We start from the raw sequence: 23,888 nt of genomic DNA, 5'->3' as shown, positions 1-23,888 counted from the left end.
TCAGGCCGCGTCCGCGGCACCCCGGCGGTCGCCGTGGACGCCCTCCGCGCGGCCGGCTTCCACGCCACTGGTGCCGTTGGCGCCATGCGCACGGAATGCCGCGCGGTAGCGTTCCGGCGTGGTGTGCAAGTGGCGCAGGAACGCCTGCCGCATGATGTCCGCGTTGCCGAAGCCGGTGGCGTGCGCAATGCCCTCCAGCCGGCGGTCGCTGCCTTCCAGCAGGCGGCGTACCGCCTCCACCCGTAGCTGTTCCACATACCGCGCGGGGGTCTCGCCGACCTGCCGCGCAAACACGCGCGCGAAATTGCGTGGGCTCATGGCCACGCGTTCGGCCAGCACGGGCACCGACAGGTCATCCGCGAGATGGTCCGCCATCCAGCCCTGCAACTCGCGCAGCACCGGAGTCTGCGCCGCCTGTGCGCGCAGCGAGGTGGAAAACTGCGCCTGGTTGCCCGGCCGCCGCAAGAACAGCACCAGTTCGCGCGCGACTTCGAGCGACACCGCGTAGCCCAGGTCCTCTTCCACCAGCGCCAGCGCGAGATCCATGCCCGCCGTCACCCCGGCGGAGGTATAGAAGCGGCCCTGGCGGACCCAGATCGGGTCGGCATCGACCTCGAGCTGTGGATGCCGGGCGGCGAGGCGCGCCGCATGGCGCCAGTGCGTGGTGACGCGGCGCGCATCGAGCAAGCCGGTCTGCGCCAGCACGAAGGCGCCGGTGCATACCGCGCCGACGCGCCGTACCGCGTCGGCCTGGGCACGGATCCACGCCACCAGGCGCGCGTCTGCGGCCGCCTGCGCATGACCCGACCCGCCCGCGACCAGCAGCGTGTCGATGGGTCGGCCGATGGCCTCGGCAATGCGGTGATACGGCGCCTCCGCCAGCATGCGCACGCCGCTTTCGGTGCGCACGATGCCGTCGTCGCTGGCACTGGCGATATGCACCGTATAGGGGGTTCCCCCCTGGCGCGCGCGGCCCTTGCCGCACAGGCGACTGGCCGCGCCGAACACCGCGCTCGGGCCGGTCACGTCGAGTTCCTGCGCGGGATCGGGTGCAACGATCACCACCGCACGCGAGGCATCGGTAACGAGGCGGAGGTCGGAAGGCATGGCGGGTACGGGTCTCTGCGGCAAGGGGAGCGCTCGCCGACGATCATACGCGCGCCGGCGCGGGTGCGGTCCGTTCGCGCTGCATCCAGCCCAGGGTGAACAGCAGCGCGATGGCCAGCAACGGCAGCGCGGCAAGGTTCACCCCGGTCCAGCCCCAATGCGCGAGTACCTGGCCGGCGGCGAGCGTGGCCAGCGCCGTCAGCACCGCCGTGGAGAATTCGCTGGCGGCCTGCGTGCGGGCGCGCTCGACGCTGCGATAGCTGCCGGCGAGCAGGGTCGTGCCGCCGACGAACATGAAATTCCACCCCACGCCGAGACATAACAGGGCCACGAAGAACGCAGACAGACTCGTCGAGCACAGCGCGATCACGGAAGCGAGCGCCGACAGTGCGATACCCGCCATCAGCATCACGGGGTTGCCGAAGCGCTGCAGCAGCCAGCCCGAGAAGAACGACGGCGCATACATGCCCACCAGGTGCCACTCGATGATCTGCGCGCCCTGGCCGATGCTGTGATGGCACGCCACCGCGGCGATTGGGGTGGCGGTCATCACGAACATCATCACGGCATTGCCGATGCCATTGTTGGCAAAGGCGGCGAGGAAGATCGGCTGGCGCGCGATCTGCACCAGCGGGCGCGCCGGCAGGCCATCGTCGACCGCACCCGTCGCCGCGGCAGGCGGCTCGCGGTACGCAAGGGCAAGCAGCAGCACGGTGAGCAGGCCGAACACGGCCACCACGCCATAGGAGCCCGCAAATGGCAGCGGCTGCATCAGGTCGGCGCTCCACGCGGCAATGGCGGGCCCGCACACCGCCGCGATCACGCCACCGGTCAATACCGCCGAGATGGCGCGCGGCTTGTCTGCCGGCGCCGCCGTATCCGCGGCGGCGAGCCGATAGAAACGCGCGAACGCCTGGAATACGCCCACCAGCGCGGTCCCGGCGCAGAACGCGACGAAGTCATGGTGGTAGATCGCCCACACCGATACCAGCCCGCCGGCGGTGCAGGCCAGCCCGCCCAGCACAAAGGCGGCGCGACGGCCGAGCCGGTCGATCAGGAAGGCGGCCGCAATCGCGGTCAGTGCCGATGCCACGGTAATCAGCGCGAAGGGCAAGGTCGCCAGCGCCTTGTCTGGCGCCAGCGTGTAGCCGACCAGGCCGGTCAGCGTGAGGTCGACCGAGATTGCAGCGGTATAGAGCGCCTGGCACAGCGCGAGCACGCGCGCCTGCCGGATTGCGGCAACAGCCATCGGAGTCTCCGGAATGAACGGGGAGGATGGGGTTCAGCGTACGGCGCGCGCGTGCGGTGCAGCGGACAAGGTTCAGCGGATTTCTGCCAAGTGCCTGCTCGGGACTGGTCAGGCGCGTGGTCGGGTGCGAGTCAGTTGCGTGGGGGGCCGGCCGCCAAGTCGGCCATGCTGTCAGCCGCGAAGTCGGTGATCTGGCGGTGCCGGATCCCGAGCCCGCGATTCCAGGCCCCATGGTTCGCCGCCCGCATGATGATCGGCGATGCTCAGTTGAAAACGTCCTGCCGATAGCGGCCCTGCGCAACCATGGCGGCGAGCCAGTCGGACGCGGCTGCCGCCTCCATGCCGCCTTCCGCCGCGGCAATCTCGATCAGGGTCTGCCGGACGGCGGGTGCCATGCGCCGGCCGTCGCCACAGACGTACACCGTGGCGCCGGCCTGCAGTCGCGCCCAGACATCGGTGCGTCGCGCCCACAACAGGTCCTGCACATAGCGTGGCGCGCCATCGACGACCGAATGGGCGGCATGGATCTCCACCACGCCGTCGCGCGCCCACTGTTCGAAGTCGTCGCGATAGAGCCAGTCGTGACGCGGATGACGGCAGCCGTAGTACAGCTGGCTGGTGGCCACGGCGGTGCCGGCCGCCTGCTGCGCGGCGCGCTCCTCGATAAAGCCGCGAAACGGCGCCACGCCGGTGCCGGGCCCGATCAGGATCATCGGCACCGTGGGGTCCGGCTCGGGCGCGAAAGGCGGATTGGGCGTGCGGATCGAGGCCGCGATCTGCGCGCCCGGTGCCAGCCCCTGCAGCCAGGTCGAGGCCACGCCGCGAAACTGGCCGCGGCCGGACAGCGCCGGCGCCCACACCGTGCCGACCAGCAGCGTCACCACATCTGGCGACACGCGCGGCGACGACGCGATCGAATAGAGACGCGGGCGCATCGGCACCGTGCACGCAAGCAAGCCCGGCAGCGTGAGTTCGATGGCCGGGTACGCGCTCAGGACATCGAGCAACCCCAGCCGGCGCGCGGCGACCTGCGCGGCGTAGCCGTGCCCGGGATCGTCGGAAGCCAGGCGCTCGAGCGCCTGACGCGTGACCGGGCACCGCGTGGCCTGCAGCAGCGCGCGCAGCGTCTGGCGCGAGACCACGTCCTGCAGTTCGATAAAGTGGGTCAGCAACTGGCCCAGCGGCAACGCTTCGCCCAGCGGCAGCCCGCGTGCCGTGCCCTGCGGCGCGGACAGCGTGACCATCGCCATCGGGTCGAGGTCGAGCCGTTCGCACAGCGCCGTCACCAGCGCGGGCGCGTTCCGTGGCCATACGGCGACATGATCGCCGGCCACGTAGGTGGTGCCCGCCGGTAACTGCAGGCGGATATGGCGCGTCGACGTGCGCGGCGCCTCCCGCGCGAAATCCCACAGCCCGGCCGGGTCCTGCACCAGCTCCTCGTTGGCGAGCACCGTACAGGCCTGTGTGCCGGCCGGCAGCGTATGGGCGCGAATCGCCGCCACGCTACGCATATCCACCTCGATGCCGAGCCCTGCCGGCGTGACGCCGCTATCGGCCTGCAGCGCCTGCCACAGTTGCGCGAGCCACTGCTCGGCAGCGTGGTCGAAGTCGCCATTGCCATCGGCCTCGCCACGCGCGAGCAATGGCGTGGCACCGGCGGCGACGAAGAAATCGAACACGCGGCGTGGAAACGCCTGATAAGTGGACCATTGCGAATTGCCGCAGCCAAGCAGCGCGAGCTTGAGGCCATCGGCGCGATAGCCGGACGCGCGCTCGCCATCGAGCATCGCCTCGAAGCGTCGTCCGGAGTCCGGTGCGCGGCCGTTGTAGGTGGATGCGACGATGACGGCGAGGCCTTGCGACGGCAGCGCATCGACCAGCGTATCGAGATCGCCGAGGGTCGCATCGAAGCCCGCCGCCACCGCGCCGGCATGAATCTGCTCGGCCAGCTCACGCGCGGTGCCCAGGCTCGATGCACACAGCACGGTGAGCGCCTGGCCATGGCCGCGCACGCGTGCGGTGGCACCCGCGGCATGCTCGACGGGTGCCGCCGGCGCGCTCGCGAGGCGCTCGTGGGGCCGCCGCCGGCGCGCGCGCAGCACGAAGTTGTCGGGCTTGATGGTCAGCGTTTCCTTGAGCCGGAACTGATAGTCGTACGGATCGCTGAAGGCGAAATTGCGCAGCATCAACGCCAGTGCCAGCTTGGCTTCGGTCAGCGCGAACTGGCGCCCGATGCAGGCGCGCTCGCCACTGCCGAACGGCATATACGCATGCGCCGGCAGCCGGGCCTCGTTCTCGGGCAGGAAGCGGTCGATATCGAAGCGCTCGGGATGGGCCCACACCTTGGGGTCGCGATGCAGCGCCGTCAGCACGATGGAGACACGCCGGTCCTTCGGCAGGAAATAGCGGCCGCCGATCACGGTGTCTTCGTAGGGCGCGATCGCAAAGGCCGGTGCGGTGGGCCACAGGCGCAGCGTTTCCTTGAGCACGCGCTCAAGCACGGGCAGGCGCGCGAGGTCCGCATAGACCGGCTGCGTGTCGCCCGGCAAGACCGCATCGACTTCCGCATACGCCTGCGCCAGCACGCCCGGGTGGCGCAGCAGCTCGTACAGCGCGAAGGTCAGCAGGCCGCTGGTGGTTTCATGGCCCGCGATCAGGAACGTGATGACCTGGTTGCGGATATTGGCATCGTCGAGGCGCGCATCGGTTTCCGGGTCGCGCGCGTCCAGCATCAGGTTCAGCAGGTCCGAACCCGGCGTGGGCGCGGCGCGCCGCTGGCGGATGACGTCGTCGACCACGTTGCGCATATAGTCGATGTCGGCCGCAAACTGCCGGTGCGCCGCGCCCGCGAACCAGCGGTCCTGGATGCGCATGCGCGTGAGCTTGCTCATGGCTTCGCCGAGGGCGCCGGCCATCGCCACAATAAATGGGTCGAGCCGCTCGCTCGCGAACGAATCGAAGTCGTAGCCAAAGCCGGACAGCGCAATGGTGTCGAGCGTCAGGCGCGTCATGTCGTCGGCCACGGCGATGTCCGCATCGGGACCCGCGCGATGCCACTTGTCGACCAGGCGATTGGCGACGCGCAGCATCACATCGAAGTAGCCCTTCATCGCGCGCTGGCTGAACGCGGGCATCAGGATGCGGTGCGCGCAGCCCCAGTTGGGTTCGTCGCTGTGCGCGGTAAACAGCCCATCGCCGGCCATATCGCGCAGGTAGGACAGCGGCGGTCCGATGAATTTGCGAAAGCGCTGGCCATCGCACAGTTCGGCCGCAAGTGCCACCGAGCTGACGAACGGCACACGCCGGCCCGCAAAGTCGAGCTCGAAGATGCCGTCGTGATGGCGGCTGCGCGCGAGCAGGTGCTGGCCCACCGCACCGGGCGTGATCTGCAGCAGGTTACCGACGATCGGCAGGCCGGGGTCGCGCGGGATGGGCTCGAGTTGCGCGGTGGTGGTAGCGATGGCGGCGGTGCGGGCGGGCGAGTCAGCGGTCGAACGTGCGGTCATGTCGGAATCGGGCCAGACGGATGCGAACGGGCGTATGCGCGATACGGGCACGCACCCCACGGGAAGGCAAGCAGGCGCCGCGCAGAAGCACCAGTAGACAATCGTCTACTTTGCGGGCAAAGTCAACGCCTGTGACGTACCAAGTCGACCGATATGCACCGAATGATCGTTCGAATGGGCAAACCGGCGCGGTGCGCGGCAAAGCCGGGCCACCTGCCCATGCCCAGGCCACGCTTAATGCGCCACCCTTAATGGGCCACCCTTAATGGGCCACCCTTAATGCGCCACCCTTAATGCGCCACCCTTAACGGGCCACCCTTAATGCCGCCCATAGCGAGCCACCCATAGCGTATCCACCAGATATGGAAGACATTGCCGACGGCAAGCGCCGGCTGATCGATGCGGCCCTGCGGCTGGCAGCCGCGCGGCGCAGCTTTGCCGCGCTGGGCCTGCGCGAACTGGCGCGCGAGGCCGGGCTCAACCCGAATACCTTCTATCGCCATTTCCGCGATATGGAGGACCTTGCGATCACCGCGCTCGCCGAGGTCAGCGACGAACTGCGACCGATGCTGCGTGCGGTGCGCTGGGCCGCGGCGCGCGACAATCCGCAGGAGGTGGCCACGCGCGCGTGCGAGGCGTTTTTCGCATATGCGCGCGCGCATGCCGACGCCTTCGTGATGGGCGTGTGCGGCATCACCGGTCCGCAGACGGCCCTGCGCGCGGCCGTGCGTGCCCTACTGAGTGCCATCGCCACGGAGATGGCCGAGGACATCGAGCGCCTCGACCTCTGTCCCGCCCTGCCACGCGCCGCGCTCGACGATTTCAGCCGCTATGTGGTGGATTACCTGTTCCACACCTCCGCCGATTACCTCGAAGCCGATGTCGCCGGACGCCGCCGCCTGATGCAGCAGTCCACGCAGCTGATCCGCTGGCTGCTGGTTGGCGCCAGCGCCGGCGCAGCGTCGCCCGGGGCGCTGGCCGCAACGGCGCGGCCCACGCCAGGAGCGAGAAAGCTTTCGTAAAGCATGGAGTGCACCCATGAGCCTGCAGAACCTGCTGCTGTCGTTTGGACTCCGCAAAAGACTGAAGCCGGGGCCGCCGCCTGAATCGATCGATATCGCGGCGACGCGCCGGGCCATGAGCCAGTTTGGCCACAACGCGCGCGTGCCGGCGGGCTGGCGCATCGAGGCCTCGACCGCGCCCGACCTGCCGGGCGAATGGACGCGCCGCGACGGCTACGCGATCGCGGACGAGCCCACGCTGTTCTACCTGCATGGTGGCGGCTACTACTTCTGCTCGCCGCAGACACATCGGCCGCTGACCCTGGCACTCGCGGCGAAGGCTCGCATGCCGGTGTTTTCGCTCGACTACCGGCTCGCGCCCGAGCATCCGCATCCGGCGGCGCTCGACGATGCCGTGCTGGCCTATCGCGCGCTGCTGGCCAAGGGCCTGTCATCGCGGCATGTCGTCATCGCCGGCGACTCGGCCGGAGGGGGGCTCGCGCTGGCCACGCTGATCGCATTGCAGCGCGAGGGCTTGCCGCTGCCGGCGGGCGGGCTGCTGTTCTCGCCATGGACCGACCTCGCGGCCACCGGCGAGACGCTGCGCACCAACGATCGCAGCGACGTGATGTTCCACGGCGAATCCATCGCGCGCGCGGCGCGCTTCTACCTGGGCGATATCAGCGCCACCAATCCACTGGTGTCGCCGCTGTACGCGAGCGCCGCCGAGATGGCCGCGCTACCGCCGCTGTTCATCCAGGCCAGCGATCGCGAGGTGCTGCTCGACGACTCGCGGCGCCTGGCGGAACGGGTGCGGGCCGCGGGCGGCAAGGCGGACCTGCGTATCTGGAAGGGCGTGCCGCATGTCTGGCAGATCTACCACCCGTTCCTGCCTGAAGCGCGCCGCGCGCTCGATGAAGCGGCCACCTTTGTGCGGCAGGCGCTGATGCAAGGGGGCTGAGCGGTCGGGCTGAGCGGGTGCGGACTGAGAGCGGAGCGCGGCCTGGGAACGCAAACGCCGCGCGGGCGGCGCGACGATGCGCCACGTCCCTAGGTGTCGAACACCTTGCCGCGCAGCGCCTTGACCTGGCCACGCTGGGTCTTGCCCTCCAGCCGGCGCTTGCGCGAGGCCAGCGTCGGCCGCGTGGCACGGCGGGCGCGCGGCGGCACGGCCACGCTCTGCACCAGTTCGTGCAGGCGCCGGATGGCCTCTTCGCGATTCATTTCCAGGCTGCGATGCTGCTGCGCCTTGATCACCACCACGCCATCGCGCGTAATGCGATGGTCGTGCAGCGCGAGCAGGCGCGCCTGGTGATCGGACGGCAGCGAGGACGCGCGCACGTCGTAGCGCAGGTGTACCGCGTTGGACACCTTGTTGATATTCTGCCCGCCCGCGCCTTGCGCGCGGATCGCGGTAATTTCGTACTCGTGGTGAGGGATGACGATTGCGCTGGCCATGCGCGTGATGATAGCAACGCGCATGGCAGCATGGGTGACGATGGCGACTATGGCGTCGGCGCGATGTTCTGGTTGGTGCAGAACAGGTTGGCGGGATCGTACTGGCGCTTGATCTGGACCAGGCGCGCATAGTTGCTGCCGTAGGCGTCGCCGGTGCGCGTGGCCTCGTCCTCGGTGAGGAAGTTCACGTAGACCCCGCCGCTGGCGTACGGCGCGGTCGACTTGAAGAAATCGCGCGCCCACGCGATGCACCTGGCGTCCTCGTCGGCCCGTTCCCAGCGCGCATGCACGTTCATGACAAAACGCGCGTCGCGATGGTGGTATGCCGTGGCATCGGGCGGCACGCGATTGGCCACCCCGCCCACGTGGCCAAGAAAGATGTCGGCCAGCGGCGAAGGCAACCGCAGCGCGAAATCGATCATGGCATCGATGGCCGCGTCGTCGAGCCGGCTGAAGTTGTGGGACTTCCAGTAGTTACGCGCGCCAGGGCCGAGCAGCGGATCGAAGGCCTGCTGCCACGCCGTGTACGGCACCGGCCCGAAATGCTCGCCAATCGCCTGGCCGAATCCGCGCAGCGGCGCAAAGTCGGCTTCGGCCTGGGCGGCCTCGCCCAGGTGGAACGTGGCCAGGATCACCACATCGGTGCCGTGCGCCGAGGCGGGCAGGAACGGCAGCGGCGGCGCCTTGCGCAGAACTGCCCAGACGTTGAAGTCCTCGGGCATGGCCTGCGTGAACTTGCCGTACTGCTGCAGCACGCTGCGCGCCTGCGCCGCGGGAAACACGATCAGGCCCGCGTGCACCTGCGGGCCGACCTTGTGCAGCTTGAACTGGAACATCGTCACCACGCCGAAGTTGCCGCCGCCGCCGCGCAACGCCCAGAACAGGTCGGGCTCGCTGGTGGCACTGGCCCAATGCTTCTGGCCATCCGCGGTGACTACCTTGGCGCCGAGCAGGTTGTCGACGGTCATGCCGTACTTGCGCGTGAGCCAGCCGAAGCCCCCGCCCAGCGTCAGCCCGGCCACTCCCGTGGTCGAGTTGATGCCGAGCGGGGTGGCCAGACCGCTCCCCTGGGCTTCGTGATCGAAGTCGGCCAGCGTGGCGCCGGGGCTGACCCAGGCCGTCTGTTCGGCTTCGTCGATATTCACGCCGCGCAGCATCGACAGGTCGATCACCAGGCCATCGTTGCAGATGGCGCTGCCGGCGATATTGTGGCCGCCGCCGCGAACCGCGAGGGGCAAGCCCTGGTCGCGCGCGAAGGCCATCGCCTGCACGACGTCGGTCGTGCCCGTGCATTGCACGATAAGGGCCGGCCGGCGGTCGACCGTGGCGTTCCATACCGTGCGCGCCAGCTCGTAGCCGTCGTCGGCCGGCAGCAGCACACGCCCGCGCACCGACTGCCGCAGTGCGTCCAGATGTCCAGCAGGTATCGTCGGCATGGCACACCTCCCACCTCGCAAAGCCCGGGAGGCCTCTCATGCAATGCGCGCGCCATCGCCCGCAAACCCTTGCCAGGCCTTGGCCGGTGCGCACGGCACCGCGACCGGTCGAGACGGATTCGTCAGAATGGTTGCAGACCTGAGGTGGCCCGGACGCGACATGCGGGACCCCCGCGACCGATACCACAACCGTGCGCGCGGCGCCCCAAAGCGGGGCGCCGCACCATGGTTCATCATCGCGCGCTCTCGCCCATGCCCATTCGTCCCGCAAATGGCGCACGCCAGACGGCCAACGTGGCCATTTGCGCACGGTTTCACGCTGGCCCGACTCTTGCGTATTGGGAAGCAAATTTTCGAGACAATTCGTCCCGAAAATTGAAAATCCGATCCATCATCGCGCACAGCCCCGACGGCCAGTGCGCCGGGAGTCAGCATGTTCAGTCGTCTCTTGACCCGCCCCGCACGGGCCGCCGTGGGCCTGGCACTGGCCGCGTTCGCGTTGTCCGCGAGCGCCGCGCAAGTCGTCAATATCGGTGTGCAGCCCGCCACCCAGCCCATCTATATCGCCAAGGCCGCCGGTTACCTGGCGCCGCTGGAAGCCAAGTACAACGTCACGTTCGCGTTCCACAGCTTCCCGTACGGCGCGCCCGAGAACCAGGCCATGGCGGCTGGCAACCTCGACCTCGCCTCCGCCGGCATGGGCCCGGCCGTGGTCGCCTCGGCGCGCCTGCCGGCCAAGCTGCTGGGCATCACGATTCTCGAGCAGACCGCGATCGTGGTCCCGGCCGACTCCCCGATCCGCACCATTGCCGATCTCAAGGGCAAGCGCATCGCCTACCCCGGCGAAGGTTCGCAGCAATATCCGCTCCTGCTCAAGGCGCTGCAGAAAGCGGGCCTGAAGGCGGCCGACGTGCAACTGTTCAAGACCTCCGGCTCGCAGGTCGGCACGCTGGTGGAACAGCGCAGCGTGGATGCCGGCATTACGTGGGATCCGCATATCTCGATGGCGCTCGCCAGCGGCAAGACGCGCGTGCTGCTCAAGGCCGAGAAGATCCTGCCGCTCAAGTCCGGCCATTACGTCGGCGATGGCTTCTACGGGCGCACCGCATTTATCGATGCCAACCCCGATCTCGTGCGCGACATCATGGCGGCGCAGATCCGCGCCATCAAGCTGATCAACAAGGAGCCGCATAAGGCCGTGGAGATGTGGGCCAAGGAAATCGGCTTTCCGCCCAAGGTGATCGAGTACTCGCTCAAGGAAGGCATCTCGGTCTACTCGACCGACATCGTGCCGGATGCGGACACCATGAAGGTCTATGCATCGTTCCTCAAGCAGGCCGGCATCCTCCAGGAAGGCGACGAGCCCAAGCTGGCCCCGGAGCCCGCGCGTCAGGCGCTGGCGGCCGAGAAGCCCTGATCTTCACCGCAACGCATAGGAGAGGCTGATGGCTTCGCTTTCCCGGGCCGTGGCAAGCCGCGCGTTCCCTTACCTCGCCGCGATGATCGCGGTGGTGCTGGTATGGGAAATCGTGGTGGTCCTGACCCATCCCAGCCCGGCGGTGTTGCCATCGCCGGAACTGACTGCACGCACGCTGTACGAGCTGTTCGCATCGGGCACCATCTTCCGCGATATCGGCGCGAGCCTGGGCCGTGTGCTGGCCGCCTGGGTGCTGGCCGCGTGCGTGGCCATTCCGCTCGGCCTGCTGCAGGGCACCCGCCCGCGGCTGGCGCGCGTGGTCGAACCGCTGGTGGAACTGTTCCGGCCGATCTCGCCGCTGGCGTGGATCCCGATGGCGATCCTGTGGTTCGGCATCGGCGAGGCCGGCAAGGTGTTCATCATCTTTATCGCCACGTTCTTCCCGATCCTGCTCAACACGGTGTCCGGGGTCAAGGCGGTGGACCCGGTGCTGGTGCGGGCCGGCCGCGTGCTCGGCTGCAATTCGGATGCACGCCTGTTCTGGCAGGTCATCCTGCCAGCCGCCATGCCGACCATCCTGGTGGGCCTGCGCATCTCGTTCGGCATCGGCTGGGCCGCGATCATCGCCGCGGAACTGGTGGCCGCCAACAAGGGCCTCGGCTACCTCATTGCCAACGGCATGGAGATTCTGCGTTCCGACCAGGTGCTGGCCGGCATGGTGATCATCGCGCTGCTCGGCATCCTGATCGACGCGGGCTTCCGCATGCTCGGCCAGCGGCTGGGCCACAAGGAGTAAGACAATGGATCGCGCTGTGTCCGCCACGACCCGCGAGGGCGTGGTCATCCAACACGTTTCCAAGCTGTATCACACGCGCACGGGCGAACCCGTGGAAGCATTGCGCCCGGTCTCGCTCGATATCGCCGCCGGCGAATTCGTGGCGCTGATCGGGCCGTCCGGCTGCGGCAAGAGTACGCTGCTCAATATCGTGGCGGGCTTCGAGGCGCCGAGCGCGGGCTCCGTGCTCGTCGACGGCGACAAGGTGGTGCGGCCCGACATGCGGCGTGGCATGGTGTTCCAGCAATACGCGCTGTTCCCATGGCTCAACATCCGCGACAATATCGCCTTTGGCCTGCGCCAGAAGGGCATGCCGCGCAAGGAGCGGGAGGCCGTGGCCAACCGCTACCTGGAGCTGGTCGGCCTCAAGGATTTTGGCGATGCGCGGCCCGATGCGCTGTCGGGCGGCATGAAGCAGCGCGTGGCGCTGGCGCGGGTGTTTGCTACCGAGCCGAGCACGATCCTGATGGACGAGCCGTTCGGCGCGCTCGATGCGCTGACGCGCGGCTTCCTGCAGCAGGAGCTGCTCAGGATCTGGCGCGAGCATCGCAAGACCGTGCTGCTCGTTACCCACTCCGTGCAGGAGGCACTGTTCCTGGCTACGCGCGTGGTGGTCATGACCAGCCGGCCGGGGCGTATCAAGCTGGACCAGCGCGTCGATTTGCCGTACCCGCGGACCCTCGCCACACCGGGTTTCCGCGAACTGGAGAGCACCATACTGACCGCGCTCGACGACGAGCTGCGCAAGACGTACGGAACCGCGCCCGCGATGGTGTCGGACTGATAACGATATGGATTCCCACATTACGCCCTCGTCCTCACCGTCGCTACCGGAACCGTTGGCGCAGGCAAGGCCCGACCCGCTCATCGCGTCACCAGCCGAGCCGTCAGCCGAGCCACTTACCGAGCCACTTACCGACGCCTCGCCGGCCGCCGCCTCGTCGCCGCCTGCCCTGCTGCCCGCCCATGCTGCCGACGGCGTCCAGGCCCGCATCGCCTCCGCGCTGGTCCGCACGCGCCAGCGTGAGCGCACGCTGCATGCGTTCGTCGAACTCGATTCGCAGCGCGCGATGGCGCGCGCCACCGAACTCGATGCCTTGCCCGCCTCGGCACGCGGACCGCTGCATGGCTGGCCCGTCGCCATCAAGGAAGTCTTCGATGCCGCGGGCTGGCTGTGCCCGTGGGGCTCGCGCGTGCACAGCGGCCGGCGTCCCACCACCGATGCCGCGCTGGTACGCCGCCTGCTCGACGCCGGCGCGGTACCGCTGGGCACCACGGCCTCCACCGAATACGCGCTCGCCGCGATGGCGGCCACGGTGCATCCGCGCGATGCGCTGCGCTCGCCGGGCGCATCGTCGAGCGGCTCGGCCGCGGCGGTCGGCGCCGGGCTGGTGCCGCTCGCGCTGGGCACGCAGACCATCGGGTCCATCATTCGCCCTGCTGCGTACTGCGGCGTGGTGGGCTTCAAGCCGAGCTACGGCCGCTATGCGACGGACGGCGTGCTGTGCCTGTCGCAACAGCTCGATCACGCCGGGGTGCTGGCGGCCAGTGTGGCACACGTGATCGCCGCGGATCGCGTGCTGGCAGACGATGCCGGCGTCGCCATCATCGCCGGCACGCCGCGCCTGCGCGTATTGCGGCCGTGGTTCACCGAGGAGGTGATACCCGCGGTCTCGACCGCCCTTGACGCGTGTTACCAGCAACTGCGCCGGGCCGGCTACGCACTGGAACCGCTGGCGATCGACGCCGATATCGCCGCCGCGGAAACCGAGCTGACCGACACGCTGCTCACCTACGAACTCGCGCAGCGCCATGGCGCCACCTTGCGTGGCGCACCAGGCAAGGTGTCGGACCGCCTGCTGGAGATGGTGGCGCGGGGCGAAGCGGTGAGCGCCGCGCGCTTCGACGCCGCCGTGGCGCAACAGGCCGAATTCACGGCCAGGCTCGATGCGATGCTGCAGCCCGGCGAGGTGGCACTGGCCCCGGCCACCCTCGGCCTCGCGCCGCTGCGGAGCGAAGGCACGGGTTCACGCGCGCCGCAACGCCTGTGGACGCTGTCCGGCCTGCCAGCCGTCACCGTGCCGGTGGGCATCTCCGAGGGCCTGCCCGTCGGGCTCCAGCTGATCGGCCGCCTTGGCGAGGATGCCGGCCTGCTGCAGATGGCCGCGCGGGTCGAGGCCCTCGTCGCCGGGTCCGCCGATGTCTAGCACGGCCCTGCTGCCGCTCGCGGCGACCACCGCCATCGTGTTCTCGGGCACGCTCGTACGCGCCGTGTCCGGCCTCGGCTTCTCGCTGGTCGCGGTGCCGCTGCTGTCGCTGGTATGGACGCCGGCGCAGGCGGTGGCGATTGCCGTGCTGTTCCAGACCCTGAGCACGATTCCGATCGTCGCGGGCGGCTATCGCCTGCTCGACTGGCGTCTGCTCGGGCGCATCTGCGCGGGCGGCCTGGTCGGCATGCTGCCCGGCCTGGCGCTGTTGCAGTGGCTGCCGGATACGGCCATGCGCCTGGCGCTGGCCGGCATCCTGCTGCTGTCGATCGCGATCATCATGGTGGGCCGGCGCCTGATCCGCACCATGACGCCGGCGCGGCTCACGCTGGTGGGCGTCTGCGCGGGCGTGGCCCAGGGCATGGCGGGCGTCTCCGGGCCGCCGCTGATGGCGGGCCTGATGGCCATGCCGAATCTGGAGCCGCGCGTCATCCGCCTGACCGCCACGTCGGTCTTCCTGATTCTTGGCGTGGTCTCGGTCACGACGCTGGGGCTGCACGGCGCTTTCAACGTAATGAGCCTGGGCGACTACGCGATTGCCGCGGTCGGCATGATCCTCGGCCACCTTGCCGGCGAGCGGCTGTTTGCGCTGGCCGGTGCCGCCGGTTTCCGGCGCTATGTGTTGCTGGTCTTGATGGCATCGGCGCTGCTCACGCTGGTACCGCTATGGCGATAGATTTTCCCCTGACGATGGATACCGAAGACAACGAACGCGCGCGCACCACAGGCTCCGCGCTGGAAAAGGCGGTGGGCATTCTCGAAGTGCTCGCCGACCAGGTGCGACCGTTGAGCCTGAGCGATCTGGCCGAACTGACGGCCATGCCCAAGCAGACCGTGCACCGCGTGGTGCGCCAGATGGAAGAGCTCGATCTGGTCACGCGCGAAACCGGCGCCGACCGCTACGTGTTTGGCGCGCGCCTGCGCCAGATCGGCGCGGCCGCGCTGGCGGCACCGCGTCAGTCGCTGGCCACGCGCCAGATCCTGACCGAGCTGGTCGACGAGATTGGCGAGACCTGCAATATCGGCGTGCTCGATGGCGAGCAGGTGCTCTACGTCGATCGCGTCGAATGCCACTGGCCCCTGCGCGTGCAGTTGCGCCCCGGCAGCCGCGTACCGTCGCACTGCACCGCCATCGGCAAGCTGCTGCTGGCTCACCTGTCGGAGGCGCAACGTCGCCAGTTGTTGCCACAGCTCGACCTGACCGCATACACGCGCAACACGCTCGTCACCGTGTCTGGCCTGGACGCCGCGCTGGCCGAGATCCGCAACCAGGGCTTTGCGATCAACCAGGAAGAAGACTCGCTGGGCCTGAACGCGATGGCCGTGCCAGTCCGCGACAGCTCCGGGCGGGTCCTGGCCGGACTCGCCGTGCATGCGCCTTCCGCGCGCCTGCCGCTGGCCGAAATGCTGGAGCGGCGTCCGCTGCTGGAGGCTGCGGCGGTCAAGGTGGCACAGGTGCTGTTTCCGGTGCGAAGCGACGCAAAGCGCTAGGTCAAGTGCCAGGTCAAGCGCTGCATGCTGCACCGCGGCAATGCTGCGCATACGGGTTTATACTGACAAGGCTTTTCGCCCGGCCAGCCCCCATTCCATCGATGCGCCGGGCCTGCCTGCCGCCGCCGCATCATGAAACGCACCATCGCCTTTACCCTGACCACGTGGGTCGCCGCCGCCATTCTGCTGATCGGAGGCGATTCCTCGGCCTTCGTCGCACTGAGCGGCATCGTGACGCTGGCAGGCTTCGACCTCCTGCGTCCCTGAACTGCCTTCACTGAGCCGCCTCCACCGAGCCGCCTCCCTGGACTCGTTCCCGGGCACTGGCACATTTATTGCCAATGTCCGGGCATCCGATGCCTTAGCGCCGCGCAATGCCTCTCACCGCCTCCCAACTCGTACTCAGATCGAAACAGCTCGAGATGGAGGCCGTCGGTCGTATGGGCGCGCGCGTCGAGCTGGCCAGCCTGATCGGTCAGACCATCCACGCGCTGCAACGCGAGCGCGGCGCCAGCAGCCTCTTTCTCTCGTCCGGTTGCCAGCGCCTCTGCGAGGAACGGCTGGCGGCCATGCGCGACGCCGTCCGGCTCGAAGCGCAACTCGGCGAAAGCATTGCACACCAGGCCGAGCCCGAATCCCAATGCAACGCGTCGATGGTCTCGCTGATGGCCTGGGTGCAGCTCGACCTCGCCACGCTGCCGGCCTTGCGCCAACGCATCGGTGAAGGCACCGCCACCGCGCATGAAGTCGTCGCCGCATTCAGCCGCCTCATCGCCGCGCTGCTGGAGCTGATCTTCCACCTCGCGGACGTGGCGATTTATCCGGGCATCGCACGCCCGCTGGTCGCCTTTGTGTACCTCGTGCAAGGCAAGGAAGCCGCGGGACAGGAGCGCGCGGTGGGCGCGCAGGCGTTTGCGTCGGGCAAGTCCACGGAAGCGCTGCAGCAGCGTATCCATCATCTGATCGACGCCCAGCAGAACAGCTTCCAGATGCTGGAGCGCTTTGCCGACCCTGCATTGCTGCCGGCGTGGCGACAATGGCAAGGCAGCACGACCGTCGCGACCCTCGAACAGCTGCGGCGCACGTTGCTCACCACACCCGCGGAGGGCGCGCTCGACACCGAGACCAGCGAGACCTGGTATCAGGTCTGCAGCGCGCGCATCGCCGATATGTGGGCGTTCGAAAAACAACTGGTGCAAGGGCTGCGCAAGGCTTGCGACGAGCAGGTGCGCAAATGCCAGGCCGACCTCAACGACGCGGCGGGCCTGCTGCGCCAGTTGCTCGACAACCCGCCGCCGCACACGCACGCCGTGGAGCGCTTCTTCGACGCCGATGCGCCGCTGGGTGCCGCGCCCACCTTGCGCGGGATGCCGCAGGCATCGGATGGGTCGGATGCAACCGCGCACCTGGCCTCCGGCGCGGTATCGCTGGAAGACCTGCTACGGCGACAGGCGGCCCGTCTGGCCCAGACGGAAGCCGAACTCGATGCGGCACGGCGCGGTCTGGCCGAACGCAAGATCATCGAACGCGCCAAGCGCGCGTTGATGGCACGCATGGGTATCACCGAGGAGGCCGCGTTCCGCACGTTGCAGAAGGCGTCCATGGACAACAATCGCCGCCTAGTCGACATCGCCGAGGCCACGCTCTCGCTATCGGGCCTGCGGCTGCCGCCGCACGATTGAGCCGCATCGGCCCGTTGGACCCGCACCGCTTTGCGCGCGCGGCAGCCAATCTGCACCAAACACGGGCGCATCGTGCACCAGCAGCGCCATGAATCTTGTGCAATGCATCACCCGGGCGCGGGCACGGAACGTGCGTCCACCTCGCGCATCGGGCTGACGACGGCCTGATACGGGGCAACGACGGAGCGCTGCCCCGCGGCAAGTCCATACCCAAGCAGACATCAAGGATAACGGCGTCCTGTTCCACGTCGGCCTCGTGCCGACGCGGGCGGACGCCTTTTGTTTTCTTTCGAGCCAACCGAGCAAACAGAAGAGGAATACCCATGGCCTACCTTGCCCCCACCGAATTCGTGACCAAAATGGTCGATGCCGGAGAGTCCAAGCTGCTCATGTCCACCCGCGATACGCTGATCCGGGCCTATATGGCAGGTGCCATCCTCGCGCTGGCGGCCGCGTTTGCGGTGACCATCACGGTCAATACGGGTAATGCGCTGGTCGGCGCGCTGCTGTTTCCCGTGGGCTTCTGCATGCTGTACCTGCTCGGCTTCGACCTGTTGACCGGCGTCTTCACGCTGGCGCCGCTGGCCGTGCTCGACCGCCGTCCGGGCGCGACCTGGGGCGGCGTGATGCGCAACTGGGGCCTGGTGTTCTGCGGCAACTTTGCCGGCGCCATCACGGTAGCGATCTTCATGGCGATCATCTTCACCTTCGGCTTCTCCGAGGCGCCCAATGCCATCGGCCAGAAGATCGGCCATATCGGCGAAGGCCGCACGGTCGGCTACGCCGCGCACGGTGCCGCCGGCATGCTGACGCTGTTCATTCGCGCCGTGATGTGCAACTGGATGGTTTCCACCGGCGTGGTCGCGGCCATGATGTCGACGTCCGTTTCGGGCAAGGTCATCGGCATGTGGATGCCGATCCTGGTGTTCTTCTACATGGGCTTTGAACACTCGATCGTGAACATGTTCCTGTTCCCGTCGGGCCTGATGCTGGGCGGCAACTTCACGATCATGGACTACCTGATCTGGAACGAAATCCCCACGGTGCTTGGCAACCTCGTGGGTGGCCTGACGTTTGTCGGTGCCACGCTGTACAGCACGCACTACAAGACGGCCAGCAAGCGCGCGCTGGGCTGATGAGCGACCTGTCCCACACCGAACCACGCACGGCACCCGCGCAGCGCAACGCGCTGGCTGGCGGCGGGCCTGACGCAAGCATCGTACGTAGCGAACGCAGTGAGCGTGACGAACGAAGGGGGCTCGCGGTCGGTGTGGGCCAGCATTCCGCGGCCGGCAAAAAGCCGGTCAACCAGGACTTTCATGGCGTGCGGCAGCCTGGCGGTTATCAACAGGCCGCAAAGGGTGTCGCGCTCGCGGTAGCCGACGGCATCAGTTCCAGTGCGGTCAGCCAGGTGGCCAGCGCCGCTGCCGTACGCACCTTTCTCGAAGACTACTACTGCACGTCCGAAGCGTGGACCGTGCGCCGCGCGGCGCAGTGCGTGCTGTCGGCCATCAATTCGTGGCTGTACGCGCAGACGCGCCAGGGCGAGGCGCGCTTCGATACGGACAAAGGCTACGTTTGCACTTTCAGTGCGCTGATCTTCAAGGCGCGCGAGGCGCACCTGCTGCATATCGGCGACACCCGCGTCTATCGCTTGCACCCACACACGCTGGAACAGCTGACCGCCGACCATCGCGTACGCGTATCGTCCGCGGAGGTCTATCTCGGCCGCGCACTCGGCGCCGGCGCTACCATCGAAATCGACTACCGCAGCTTCGGCGTGGAAACGGGCGAGATCTACCTGCTGGCCACCGATGGCGCCTACGAGCATCTGGAAGCCAGCGACGTACATGACGCCTTGCATGCCGCCGGCAACGACCTCGATCTCGCCGCGCGCACGCTGACGGCCCTTGCGTTGCAACGGGGCAGCGAGGACAACGTCACCATCCAGATCGCACAAATCGAATCGTTGCCCGATGGCGACGCGCAGCATGCGTTCGCGCAGGCCGGACGACTGGCCCTGCCGCCCGCGCTGGCGCCGCGCATGAAGTTCGAGGGCTATACGATCCTGCGCGCCTTGCACACGAGCGCACGAAGCCACATCCATCTGGCGACCGACGACGAGACCGGCCAGCTCGTCGCGCTCAAGACGCCTGCGGTCGACCGCCATGACGATGCGACGCATCTGGAGGGCTTTCTGCTCGAAGAATGGGTTGCCCGGCGCATCGACAATCAGCACGTGCTCAAGCCACAGGCATTCGAGCGGCCGCGCCGGCATCTGTACGTGGCCATGGAGTACGTCGACGGCCAGACCCTGACGCAATGGATGATCGACCATCCGCGCCCCGATCTCGACGTGGTACGCGGTCTGATCGAACAACTGGCGACCGGCCTGCAGGCGTTTCACCGGCGCGAAATGCTGCACCAGGACCTGCGCCCGGAAAACGTCATGATCGACCGCGCAGGCACGGTCAAGATCATCGACTTCGGCTCGGTCCATGTGGCCGGCCTCGCCGAAGGCGCGCGCCAGCCGCACCCTGCCGCACCCGTCGGCACGCTGCAGTACGCCGCCCCCGAGTATTTTGTCGGCGCAACGCCCACCGCCGCCGCCGATCTGTTTTCGCTCGCCACGCTGGCCTACCAGATGCTGACCGGCGAACTGCCCTACGGCTTGCAGGTCACACGCGTACGCGACCGCGCCGACCTCAAGCGCCTGCGCTATACCTCGCTGCGCGAGCGCCGGCCGGACCTCCCCGCCTGGGTCGACGAAGCCCTCCACCGCGCCCTGCATCCGAACCCGGCCAAGCGGCCCGAGGCATTGTCGGAATTCGTGCAGGCCCTACGCACGCCGGCCGACGCTTCCCGGCCGCGCGCCACCCCACCGCTGCTCGAACGCGATCCGTTGCGGTTCTGGAAGACGCTGGCGTTGGGGCTGGGGGTTGCGGTGGTGGTGTTGGCGGGACTGCTGGCGGGGCGGATGTAGGGACGCGCGCGGACGGCTTCCGTCCGTCATCGACGTGGACATCGCAGGGCTGAAACGGTGATTTGGCGCGCCCGGCTGGGATCGAACCAGCAACCCCTGCCTTCGGAGGGCAGTACTCTATCCATTGAGCTACGGGCGCCTTGGGGCTACTTCCTGATGCCGCTTCCTCGCTATCGCGTTTGACAACTTGGATTGGTAACCAAGTTGATCGCCAGGTTGGTCACCAATTTGGTAACCAAGTCTCGCGAAATCCGGAGAAGCCACGGTGGCCGCGGGCGAATGCCGCTGCCGGAAAGTCGCATAGGATACAGCGTTTGCCGGGCGGCGTCCATGCGGGCGTGGCCCGATGGGGAAGTCCGGAGGTCGCGGAGCCGCCGCTTTTGGCCCCGACGCACCGGCGTTGGGCTTATAATCCCTCGCTATTTGCGTCGATTCGTGGCTCTTGCGTTGCCTCCTGGCAAGCTTGCCCGAGCGTGACCCGGGACAGTCCGATGGCGCAGATGGCGACAGAATCCACCCCCGACCAAGGGGCCTTATAAAGCAAGCCGTATTCGCGAGCTGCACCAGGTTTCCTGCAAAATCGAGAGTTCTGTATGAGTGACGTCCAAAACGAACACGACCATCACGAGTCTCCCATCAAGACGCCCAAGCAGTTGATTGCAGTAGTGATTGCTGCCTTTGTTATCCCGATCGTCGTCATCATCCTGCTGGTCAGCTTTGTCGGACACGGCAGCCGTGAAGGCGCCGGCTCGACGCAAAGCGCGGAAGCGGTCAATAACCGGATCAAGCCGGTTGCCTCTCTCGAAATCAAGGATCCCAACGCGCCGCGCGTCTTCAAGACCGGCGAGCAGGTCTACAAGGAAGTCTGTGCCGCGTGCCACGCCACCGGCGCCGCCGGTGCGCCCAAGTACGGTAATGCCGGAGACTGGACCGCGCGTATCGGCCAGGGCTTCAATGGCCTGCTGAACTCGGTGCTGCACGGCAAGGGCGCGATGCCGGCCCGTGCCGGTACCACGCCGGACGACTACACCGACTACGAACTGGGTCGCGCCGTGGTCTACATGGCCGATGCCGGCGGTGCCAAGTTCCCCGAGCCGCCCGCGCCGGCACCGGCCGCCCCCGCGCCCGCCCAGGCGGAAGCATCGGCACCGGCAGCACCTGCTGCGGCGGCTCCGGCCCCTGCCGCACCGGCTGCCGCGGCTCCGGCTGCTGCCGCGCCGGCGGCGGCTGCGCCGGCTGCAGCGCCCGCGGCCGCTTCGGCCGAGGTTGGCAAGAAGGTCTACGACCAGGTTTGCGCTGCCTGCCACGCGGCAGGTGTGGCCGGTGCGCCGAAGTTCGGTGACAAGGCTGCCTGGGCGCCGCGTCTGAAGGAAGGCATGGACGCTGTGCACAACTACGCGCTGAAGGGCAAGGGCGTGATGCCGCCGAAGGGTGGCTACGCCGGTCCGGATGCCGACGTGATCGCCGCAGCCGACTACATGGCCAACGCCGCGAAGTAACCCCGCTGCTGCTGCGGCGGCGGCCTCGGACGCTGCCGCCGGCATCCGGTGTGCCGGTGCAAAAAAAGCCCGCTTGCATGACTGCAAGTGGGCTTTGTCATTGGTATCCGCCGTTCGTCGGCGTCGGACTCAGACCACGCGCGAGTACCGCAGCGGCACCGCTTCCGCTTCGCGCAAATAACGGTCGAACACCATGGCGATGCGGCGGACCAGCAGGCGGCCCAGGGCCGTGACCTCGACGCGCGCCGCCTCGCGGCGTACCAACCCCTGCGCGGCGAGGGCGTCGAGCTCGGCCAGCTCGCTCGCGAAGGTGGTTGCCGCATCGATGCCGAAGCGTGCCTCGATCTGCGCGAGATCGAGTGCACCGTTGCACATCAGCTCGCCGATCACGGCCTTGCGCAAGTGGTCGTCGGCCGTCATATCGAGTCCGCGGGCGATCGGCAACCGCCCCGCGTCGAGGGCACCGTAGTAGTCGTCCAGCGTACGCGCATTCTGGACATACCGACCGGCAACCGCGCCGATGGCGGAGACGCCAAACCCCAGCTGATCGTAGCCCGCATGGGTGGCGTACCCCTGGAAATTCCGTTGCAGCCGCCCCTGGCGCTGGGCGCGCGCGAGCTCGTCGTCCGGCAGCGCAAAGTGGTCCATGCCGATATAGACGTAGCCCTCCGCCGTCAGCCGTTCAATGGTCGACGCCAGAATCTCGAGCTTCTCGGCCGGTGCGGGTAGCGCGGCCTCGTCGATGCGCCGTTGCGGTTTGAAGACGTGCGGCAGATGCGCATAGCTGTAGACCGAGATGCGGTCCGGCATCAGCAGCAGCACCCGATCGAGCGTCTCCTGGAAGCGCGCGGTGGTCTGGTGCGGCAGGCCGTAGATCAGGTCCATGCTGATCGAGCGGAAGCCCAGCCGGCGCGCGGCGAATACCGCGTCGCGCGTCTGCGCAAAGGGCTGCACGCGGTGAATCGCCTGCTGGACCTCCGGATGGAAATCCTGCACGCCCAGGCTGATGCGGTTGAAGCCAAGCTCGCGCAGCAGCTTCATGCGCGCGTCATCGACGGTGCGCGGGTCGATCTCGATGGCATGCTCGCCATCGGGCAGCAGATCGAAGTGCCCGGTCAGCGCAGCCATGACGGCGCGCATCTCCTCGGGATCGAGAAACGTTGGCGTGCCGCCGCCCCAATGGGACTGCATGACCGGCCGACGCTCACCCAGTTGTGCCGCGACCATTGCCATCTCGCTGGCCAGATACATGACATAGCGCGCGCTGCGGCTGTGGTCGCCGGTGATGATCTTGTTGCAGCCGCAGTAGTAGCAGATGTTGTCGCAGAACGGGATATGCAGGTAGAGCGACAGCGGTGCCGGGGCTTGCCGGCGGCAGTCGGCGAGCGCGGCGAGATAAGCCTCGGCCGGATAGCCGGCGGTAAAGCGGTCCGCGGTGGGGTAGGACGTATAACGCGGGCCGTTGCCATCGATGCGGCCCGCAAGCGCGCGGAAGTCGGCCAGCGCGGCGCGGTCGAAGGCGGGGGACTTGATGAACGGCCGGGAGAGCGGCTGGGCGGACGGTTCGTTGGTCGACCCTGCGGGGACCGCGGCGGCGATGGTGGTGGCGGTGGTGGCAGCGCTGGCACCTGACATCGATGCGAGTACCGGCACCGACTGCGAGTCTGGCGCAGCGCTGGAGTTCGAGATTGACATGGCGGGGCGTAACAATCGATGACGACAATCAGGAATCGTATTCGCACGAATCCGCACCTACGTTGATGGACGTCAAGCCGGCCGCAGGAACCGCGGGGACTGCGTGTGCGGCGTCACATGGCGGACATGATCGCGGGCTACGCTCCGGCCGGCACACGGCGCTTTGCCTCGCGTTCGCGCCGCTCCCTGGCCGTACCGCGCCCGGTATCGCGATATTGCGGTATCGCGGTCGCGTGGTACGGAGCCCTGCCCTATCCCTTTC

19 protein-coding genes and 1 tRNA gene are annotated in these 23,888 nt (G+C 68.0%); 13 read left to right on the top strand and 7 right to left on the bottom strand.

All coding sequences use genetic code 11. The features are described from left to right. The 3 genes from DFLDMN_RS13215 to DFLDMN_RS13205 form a co-directional block, all read right to left on the bottom strand. Complete coding sequence (locus DFLDMN_RS13215; protein ID WP_423195400.1) at positions 1–1,107, bottom strand: GlxA family transcriptional regulator; 1,107 nt, start codon at positions 1,105–1,107, stop codon at positions 1–3. A 43-nt stretch (positions 1,108–1,150) separates the two neighbouring features. Then, positions 1,151–2,356 (bottom strand): MFS transporter, encoded by a 1,206-nt coding sequence (locus tag DFLDMN_RS13210; protein WP_423195399.1) that lies wholly within the window; start codon positions 2,354–2,356, stop codon positions 1,151–1,153. A gap of 263 nt (positions 2,357–2,619) precedes the next feature. Further along, positions 2,620–5,862, bottom strand: a complete 3,243-nt coding sequence (locus tag DFLDMN_RS13205) for a bifunctional cytochrome P450/NADPH--P450 reductase (protein ID WP_423195398.1) — start codon at positions 5,860–5,862, stop codon at positions 2,620–2,622. Positions 5,863–6,224: 362 nt separating this feature from the next. Between DFLDMN_RS13205 and DFLDMN_RS13200 the strand changes: the two genes are divergently transcribed. Together DFLDMN_RS13200 and DFLDMN_RS13195 are read left to right on the top strand one after the other, a co-directional pair. Next, a complete protein-coding gene (locus DFLDMN_RS13200; protein ID WP_423195397.1) occupies positions 6,225–6,884 on the top strand; it encodes a TetR family transcriptional regulator in 660 nt (219 codons plus the stop codon). A 16-nt stretch (positions 6,885–6,900) separates the two neighbouring features. Beyond that, positions 6,901–7,824, top strand: coding sequence for an alpha/beta hydrolase (locus DFLDMN_RS13195; protein ID WP_423195396.1), 924 nt, complete (start codon positions 6,901–6,903; stop codon positions 7,822–7,824). A gap of 89 nt (positions 7,825–7,913) precedes the next feature. Here DFLDMN_RS13195 and arfB read toward each other — a convergent pair whose 3' ends face one another. Both arfB and DFLDMN_RS13185 read right to left on the bottom strand, forming a co-directional pair. Continuing rightward, positions 7,914–8,321 carry an aminoacyl-tRNA hydrolase gene (gene arfB / locus DFLDMN_RS13190; protein WP_423198404.1) on the bottom strand — a complete coding sequence of 136 codons (408 nt, stop codon included), beginning with the start codon at positions 8,319–8,321 and terminating at the stop codon, positions 7,914–7,916. A gap of 47 nt (positions 8,322–8,368) precedes the next feature. After that, positions 8,369–9,757, bottom strand: coding sequence for an FAD-binding oxidoreductase (locus DFLDMN_RS13185; protein WP_423195395.1), 1,389 nt, complete (start codon positions 9,755–9,757; stop codon positions 8,369–8,371). A gap of 433 nt (positions 9,758–10,190) precedes the next feature. Here DFLDMN_RS13185 and DFLDMN_RS13180 point away from each other — a divergent pair, with 433 nt between their 5' ends. The 10 genes from DFLDMN_RS13180 to DFLDMN_RS13135 all read left to right on the top strand — a co-directional run bounded on the left by DFLDMN_RS13180 (position 10,191) and on the right by DFLDMN_RS13135 (position 20,432). Further along, the gene (locus DFLDMN_RS13180) at positions 10,191–11,174 is read left to right on the top strand and encodes an ABC transporter substrate-binding protein (protein ID WP_423195394.1); all 984 of its coding nucleotides are present in this window, start codon (positions 10,191–10,193) and stop codon (positions 11,172–11,174) included. Between the two features lie 28 nt (positions 11,175–11,202). Next, positions 11,203–11,970 (top strand): ABC transporter permease, encoded by a 768-nt coding sequence (locus DFLDMN_RS13175; RefSeq protein WP_423195393.1) that lies wholly within the window; start codon positions 11,203–11,205, stop codon positions 11,968–11,970. Between the two features lie 4 nt (positions 11,971–11,974). Beyond that, positions 11,975–12,793: an ABC transporter ATP-binding protein gene (locus DFLDMN_RS13170; protein WP_423195392.1), complete on the top strand. Its 819-nt coding sequence runs from the start codon at positions 11,975–11,977 to the stop codon at positions 12,791–12,793. A gap of 7 nt (positions 12,794–12,800) precedes the next feature. Further along, positions 12,801–14,216: an amidase gene (locus DFLDMN_RS13165; RefSeq protein WP_423195391.1), complete on the top strand. Its 1,416-nt coding sequence runs from the start codon at positions 12,801–12,803 to the stop codon at positions 14,214–14,216. Next, positions 14,209–14,952, top strand: a complete 744-nt coding sequence (locus DFLDMN_RS13160) for a sulfite exporter TauE/SafE family protein (RefSeq protein ID WP_423195390.1) — start codon at positions 14,209–14,211, stop codon at positions 14,950–14,952. Before DFLDMN_RS13165 ends, DFLDMN_RS13160 begins: the two co-directional genes overlap by 8 nt. Before the next feature lie 14 nt (positions 14,953–14,966). Further along, positions 14,967–15,767 carry an IclR family transcriptional regulator gene (locus tag DFLDMN_RS13155; RefSeq protein ID WP_423195389.1) on the top strand — a complete coding sequence of 267 codons (801 nt, stop codon included), beginning with the start codon at positions 14,967–14,969 and terminating at the stop codon, positions 15,765–15,767. A gap of 132 nt (positions 15,768–15,899) precedes the next feature. After that, positions 15,900–16,034, top strand: coding sequence for a hypothetical protein (locus tag DFLDMN_RS13150; protein ID WP_423195388.1), 135 nt, complete (start codon positions 15,900–15,902; stop codon positions 16,032–16,034). Positions 16,035–16,141: 107 nt separating this feature from the next. Then, the gene (locus DFLDMN_RS13145) at positions 16,142–17,449 is read left to right on the top strand and encodes a nitrate- and nitrite sensing domain-containing protein (protein ID WP_423195387.1); all 1,308 of its coding nucleotides are present in this window, start codon (positions 16,142–16,144) and stop codon (positions 17,447–17,449) included. 323 nt (positions 17,450–17,772) lie between these two features. Beyond that, positions 17,773–18,585 (top strand): formate/nitrite transporter family protein, encoded by an 813-nt coding sequence (locus DFLDMN_RS13140; RefSeq protein WP_423195386.1) that lies wholly within the window; start codon positions 17,773–17,775, stop codon positions 18,583–18,585. Next, positions 18,585–20,432 carry a protein kinase domain-containing protein gene (locus DFLDMN_RS13135; protein WP_423195385.1) on the top strand — a complete coding sequence of 616 codons (1,848 nt, stop codon included), beginning with the start codon at positions 18,585–18,587 and terminating at the stop codon, positions 20,430–20,432. The genes DFLDMN_RS13140 and DFLDMN_RS13135 overlap by 1 nt, the downstream gene beginning before the upstream one ends. A 63-nt stretch (positions 20,433–20,495) precedes the next feature. Here the strand turns inward: DFLDMN_RS13135 and DFLDMN_RS13130 are convergent. After that, positions 20,496–20,571: transfer RNA gene (locus DFLDMN_RS13130), tRNA-Arg, on the bottom strand. A gap of 454 nt (positions 20,572–21,025) precedes the next feature. Here DFLDMN_RS13130 and DFLDMN_RS13125 point away from each other — a divergent pair. Continuing rightward, positions 21,026–21,931, top strand: coding sequence for a c-type cytochrome (locus DFLDMN_RS13125; protein WP_423195384.1), 906 nt, complete (start codon positions 21,026–21,028; stop codon positions 21,929–21,931). A 129-nt stretch (positions 21,932–22,060) separates the two neighbouring features. On the opposite strand, the gene hemN is transcribed toward DFLDMN_RS13125, so the two are convergent. Next, on the bottom strand, positions 22,061–23,626 hold the full coding sequence (gene hemN, locus DFLDMN_RS13120) for an oxygen-independent coproporphyrinogen III oxidase (RefSeq protein ID WP_423195383.1): 1,566 nt from the start codon (positions 23,624–23,626) through the stop codon (positions 22,061–22,063). Positions 23,627–23,888 lie beyond the last annotated feature (262 nt).

Source organism: Cupriavidus sp. H19C3 (assembly GCF_049393815.1).
Taxonomy (GTDB): Bacteria; Pseudomonadota; Gammaproteobacteria; order Burkholderiales; family Burkholderiaceae; genus Cupriavidus.
Note: the sequence above shows the minus strand (reverse complement) of the source record. Positions and strands in the feature narration are given on the sequence as shown.

Excerpts from the sequence above, each read along its gene's own strand:
- DFLDMN_RS13215 (WP_423195400.1), bottom strand. The coding sequence starts at position 1,107 with ATGCCTTCCGACCTCCGCCTCGTTACCGATGCCTCGCGTGCGGTGGTG.
- DFLDMN_RS13210 (WP_423195399.1), bottom strand. The coding sequence starts at position 2,356 with ATGGCTGTTGCCGCAATCCGGCAGGCGCGCGTGCTCGCGCTGTGCCAG.
- DFLDMN_RS13205 (WP_423195398.1), bottom strand. The coding sequence starts at position 5,862 with ATGACCGCACGTTCGACCGCTGACTCGCCCGCCCGCACCGCCGCCATC.
- DFLDMN_RS13200 (WP_423195397.1), top strand. The coding sequence starts at position 6,225 with ATGGAAGACATTGCCGACGGCAAGCGCCGGCTGATCGATGCGGCCCTG.
- DFLDMN_RS13195 (WP_423195396.1), top strand. The coding sequence starts at position 6,901 with ATGAGCCTGCAGAACCTGCTGCTGTCGTTTGGACTCCGCAAAAGACTG.
- arfB (WP_423198404.1), bottom strand. The coding sequence starts at position 8,321 with ATGGCCAGCGCAATCGTCATCCCTCACCACGAGTACGAAATTACCGCG.
- DFLDMN_RS13185 (WP_423195395.1), bottom strand. The coding sequence starts at position 9,757 with ATGCCGACGATACCTGCTGGACATCTGGACGCACTGCGGCAGTCGGTG.
- DFLDMN_RS13180 (WP_423195394.1), top strand. The coding sequence starts at position 10,191 with ATGTTCAGTCGTCTCTTGACCCGCCCCGCACGGGCCGCCGTGGGCCTG.
- DFLDMN_RS13175 (WP_423195393.1), top strand. The coding sequence starts at position 11,203 with ATGGCTTCGCTTTCCCGGGCCGTGGCAAGCCGCGCGTTCCCTTACCTC.
- DFLDMN_RS13170 (WP_423195392.1), top strand. The coding sequence starts at position 11,975 with ATGGATCGCGCTGTGTCCGCCACGACCCGCGAGGGCGTGGTCATCCAA.
- DFLDMN_RS13165 (WP_423195391.1), top strand. The coding sequence starts at position 12,801 with ATGGATTCCCACATTACGCCCTCGTCCTCACCGTCGCTACCGGAACCG.
- DFLDMN_RS13160 (WP_423195390.1), top strand. The coding sequence starts at position 14,209 with ATGTCTAGCACGGCCCTGCTGCCGCTCGCGGCGACCACCGCCATCGTG.
- DFLDMN_RS13155 (WP_423195389.1), top strand. The coding sequence starts at position 14,967 with ATGGATACCGAAGACAACGAACGCGCGCGCACCACAGGCTCCGCGCTG.
- DFLDMN_RS13150 (WP_423195388.1), top strand. The coding sequence starts at position 15,900 with ATGAAACGCACCATCGCCTTTACCCTGACCACGTGGGTCGCCGCCGCC.
- DFLDMN_RS13145 (WP_423195387.1), top strand. The coding sequence starts at position 16,142 with ATGCCTCTCACCGCCTCCCAACTCGTACTCAGATCGAAACAGCTCGAG.
- DFLDMN_RS13140 (WP_423195386.1), top strand. The coding sequence starts at position 17,773 with ATGGCCTACCTTGCCCCCACCGAATTCGTGACCAAAATGGTCGATGCC.
- DFLDMN_RS13135 (WP_423195385.1), top strand. The coding sequence starts at position 18,585 with ATGAGCGACCTGTCCCACACCGAACCACGCACGGCACCCGCGCAGCGC.
- DFLDMN_RS13125 (WP_423195384.1), top strand. The coding sequence starts at position 21,026 with ATGAGTGACGTCCAAAACGAACACGACCATCACGAGTCTCCCATCAAG.
- hemN (WP_423195383.1), bottom strand. The coding sequence starts at position 23,626 with ATGTCAATCTCGAACTCCAGCGCTGCGCCAGACTCGCAGTCGGTGCCG.